Consider the following 4,813-nt stretch of genomic DNA (forward strand, 5'->3'; position numbering starts at 1 on the left):
GGCTTCACGGAAAGAACCGCTCGACTGGCTTTGCTTTACCCAGCGATCAAATGCGCTTTCTGTTAAGTCGTACTCCCGAATGATTTCCGCTCTTGGCTTACCTCTTAAAAATAACTGTACCATTTGATTTTTAAATTCATCCGTGTATTGTCGCCGTTTTCTTCTGGTCATAGTAAATCTCTCCATTTCTTGATATCTTCCAGTTTACTACTCCTTAAGAAAACTGTCTATTTTAGTATAGCCGGTCCACTACAAACCAGTACGCCAAGTGGCTCCGTATGGCTCTCGAAGGGTTTCAATTCCTTATAGGTAGTCTACAAACGCATTGATTGATTCAAGTTGAGCATGAATTGACCGTTTCAATTCCTTATAGGTAGTCTACAAACGCTGATATTGTTCCAGCCTTTGCCGCGCTGTCTGGTTTCAATTCCTTATAGGTAGTCTACAAACCTGCCGTGGGAATTAGATTTCTTGTTCTATAGTGCCTGTTTCAATTCCTTATAGGTAGTCTACAAACGAAAAAATTTTTGGTACGGTTGAAGAGGCAAAAGAGTTGTTTCAATTCCTTATAGGTAGTCTACAAACATTTTGGTCCCGAAAGCATGGAACCTGTCGCCCAAGGGTTTCAATTCCTTATAGGTAGTCTACAAACTTTTTCCATCACTTTGCGTCCCTCCAATTTATGGTAGTTTCAATTCCTTATAGGTAGTCTACAAACAAAAGCGAGTTCGAAAAGCTAATCCGCACGGAAAGTTTCAATTCCTTATAGGTAGTCTACAAACGATAACACCGATACATGCAAGACGGTGCGGATTCGTGTTTCAATTCCTTATAGGTAGTCTACAAACGTAATAATAATAGCTCCATCATCTTGGCGCTCAATGTTTCAATTCCTTATAGGTAGTCTACAAACCAAGTCGCAAACGATGTGTTGCAGGCGGCTCTTGCGTTTCAATTCCTTATAGGTAGTCTACAAACTAAATTGCGGTGCAGATCACAGTAGCCGTTATTGGGTTTCAATTCCTTATAGGTAGTCTACAAACCAACAAGACTACGCAAATCTACGTGTGGATTAGGGTTTCAATTCCTTATAGGTAGTCTACAAACGCTAGCTTGAATGTTTTGTGCCGCCGATAATTGTTGTTTCAATTCCTTATAGGTAGTCTACAAACGCAATCTTCAAGCCAACATGTTAAAGGACTTCTGCGTTTCAATTCCTTATAGGTAGTCTACAAACAATATACACCCAGCAGCAAATAGATTGCGTTGCCAGGGTTTCAATTCCTTATAGGTAGTCTACAAACTCGGTAGTAACACCAAAAAAGTCAGCAAGACGGGGTTTCAATTCCTTATAGGTAGTCTACAAACTCCCCATGCCTAAAGGCAGGGGATTCTTGGGTGATGTTTCAATTCCTTATAGGTAGTCTACAAACATCCGGTCAAAAGTGGGTGCATTTTAAGTCGATAGTGTTTCAATTCCTTATAGGTAGTCTACAAACAAATCAATTCCAACTTGAGCATCCATACATTCAGAGTTTCAATTCCTTATAGGTAGTCTACAAACCCGGTGCCAGGTCCGTGTACTGCGCCGCCGGAGGCAGTTTCAATTCCTTATAGGTAGTCTACAAACCTCCCGTTCGTTGCATACGAATTTTTCACGGACATACGTTTCAATTCCTTATAGGTAGTCTACAAACAAACCTAATACAACTCTGTTGGACATGTCACTATGTGTTTCAATTCCTTATAGGTAGTCTACAAACGTTACAGTACCAGTTACTGTCCAATCATTTATATTGTTTCAATTCCTTATAGGTAGTCTACAAACAAGAATCCGCCCATTATTTCACCTGCCTTGGTCGGGTTTCAATTCCTTATAGGTAGTCTACAAACGATATTGATGACGATGAACTGTATTGCCTGTGTGTGTTTCAATTCCTTATAGGTAGTCTACAAACCACAACTACGTCTTGTGTCCCTAGACCGTGTGTAACCGGTTTCAATTCCTTATAGGTAGTCTACAAACCTAACTTGCCCTGCGTTTTTGTATTGCCGCAGCTTGTGTTTCAATTCCTTATAGGTAGTCTACAAACATTCGATAGCACTATTCCAAAGCCATCAAAAAAATGTTTCAATTCCTTATAGGTAGTCTACAAACTTGTGTTCTAACAGTAATACAGACATTCCGTAATTGTTTCAATTCCTTATAGGTAGTCTACAAACGAAATGAGTCGGTTGAATGGGTAGAGGTGTTCGTGTTTCAATTCCTTATAGGTAGTCTACAAACGCCCATGTCAGCGTTGCGTCTGCACTAGCTTGCTGGTAGTTTCAATTCCTTATAGGTAGTCTACAAACTCGGCTCCAATTTTCACCAATAATTCAGCTATTGTAGCGAGTTTCAATTCCTTATAGGTAGTCTACAAACGTAACGAAACCAACAGCAAGCACCAACACAAGCAGGTTTCAATTCCTTATAGGTAGTCTACAAACGAAACTGCATCTTCAATCTTACCGGCTGTTTTACCATCAGTTTCAATTCCTTATAGGTAGTCTACAAACGCTGTTGTCGTCTATGACCCTGACAGACTGGCCCGTTTCAATTCCTTATAGGTAGTCTACAAACATCAAGTACAGGTATCCATTTCCCTGCGGCGTGACAGTTTCAATTCCTTATAGGTAGTCTACAAACAGCCTCAGAGCTTGGTTTGTTTTCAAAGGTTACGGGTTTCAATTCCTTATAGGTAGTCTACAAACCATAGTGATAGGGGTCGCAACAGGCTGGCTAATGAGTGTTTCAATTCCTTATAGGTAGTCTACAAACAAGGTTAGCCCACCGGACGGGCGAAAAAAAGGAGGAGGTTTCAATTCCTTATAGGTAGTCTACAAACTTCCAAAGCCATCAAAAAAATTAACCAATTTATCAAGTTTCAATTCCTTATAGGTAGTCTACAAACTCAAAAATATGCCACTTTTTAGGGGTATTGACATGTGTTTCAATTCCTTATAGGTAGTCTACAAACGTAATAACAACCTCGTCACCTTCAATGGTGATTAGTTTCAATTCCTTATAGGTAGTCTACAAACGCAGCCTCTTCTTCCGTCATATCTGCCGGGCATAGTTTCAATTCCTTATAGGTAGTCTACAAACGCGCGTGTGTTAGGTGAGAATAGTCGCTCATTGCAGTTTCAATTCCTTATAGGTAGTCTACAAACTTGGGAGTGTCCACCTATGACATATCACCACCACGGGTTTCAATTCCTTATAGGTAGTCTACAAACATATGGTTCACAATATTAAACTTTTGAGGAGGTGTGTTTCAATTCCTTATAGGTAGTCTACAAACGCATTTCCTGCAAACTATTGTTAGTTCTCTTGCTAGTTTCAATTCCTTATAGGTAGTCTACAAACCGACCTTATTTCTTCGATACAAGGAACCTATCCGGACATGTTTCAATTCCTTATAGGTAGTCTACAAACTTAGATAGTTAATAAATAACTTATTTACTATCTAGCGTTTCAATTCCTTATAGGTAGTCTACAAACGGGCAAGAAGTTGGTTACACTATCCAAGTCAAGTTCAGGTTTCAATTCCTTATAGGTAGTCTACAAACAAAGAAAAGACCAGCCCTAAAAGGCCCTCGTTCACTTGTTTCAATTCCTTATAGGTAGTCTACAAACAATTTTTGTCATCCATTCCCATACCGTCATAAAAGGGTTTCAATTCCTTATAGGTAGTCTACAAACTTGAAATTTTTTATATAGGTACACGATAGGTACACGTTTCAATTCCTTATAGGTAGTCTACAAACCAATGTGTTGTTCTATGGTGTCTTCAGCTATCAATTTGAGTTTCAATTCCTTATAGGTAGTCTACAAACGCATATAAGGGAGAGTGGGTAACGTGTCTAAAGGAGTTTCAATTCCTTATAGGTAGTCTACAAACGTCAACAGAGTGCCATTTGTAACAATTATCTTACGAGTTTCAATTCCTTATAGGTAGTCTACAAACAAACCAAAAGTGCTAAATTGGACACTCTCATAGAACGTTTCAATTCCTTATAGGTAGTCTACAAACGCATTTGGGCAACGTGCCATCATTCTTTCTAAACAGTTTCAATTCCTTATAGGTAGTCTACAAACATGCATTGTCAAAACCACCAACCGTCAACAATTGCGAGTTTCAATTCCTTATAGGTAGTCTACAAACAATGTCTTCCATCATCCTGTCGTACTCATCATCTGGGTTTCAATTCCTTATAGGTAGTCTACAAACCCCTTCCCCAAGTTATCACGATAGCAGAAGAAATTAGGTTTCAATTCCTTATAGGTAGTCTACAAACAATATTGTCGATATATTCAGCCGGTGGACAAGACAAGTTTCAATTCCTTATAGGTAGTCTACAAACTTATCATCTTAATCGGCGTTGTCGGCGGTAAAGCCGGTTTCAATTCCTTATAGGTAGTCTACAAACCCTGTTTGCGGTGCAGAGAAAGATGAGTTGGACAAGTTTCAATTCCTTATAGGTAGTCTACAAACAAAGACAACCTGGGTTTCCTTCCTGGTGAAGTAGAGGAGTTTCAATTCCTTATAGGTAGTCTACAAACGTAATACCTGGAAATTGGTGGGGTTCATCATAAATTGGTTTCAATTCCTTATAGGTAGTCTACAAACAAAAAGTATGTGCGAAATTTTGAATCATAGAAAATAAGTTTCAATTCCTTATAGGTAGTCTACAAACTATATGTTCTTTATGATGATTTTGGCAAGCTAACTTGTTTCAATTCCTTATAGGTAGTCTACAAACACGGGCG

The 4,813-nt window shown here is 39.0% G+C and carries 1 protein-coding gene and 1 CRISPR repeat array; the gene reads right to left on the reverse strand.

The window, feature by feature from the left end:
• Positions 1-171, reverse strand: a 171-nt coding sequence (locus AC29Z1_RS13610) for a transposase (protein WP_488271996.1), incomplete at its 3' end; no start/stop codon positions are given.
• A 121-nt stretch (positions 172-292) separates the two neighbouring features.
• Positions 293-4,806: direct repeats of the CRISPR family, unit length 30 nt; unit sequence GTTTCAATTCCTTATAGGTAGTCTACAAAC.
• Positions 4,807-4,813 lie beyond the last annotated feature (7 nt).

The sequence above is a fragment of the Sporomusa sp. genome (assembly GCF_057736855.1).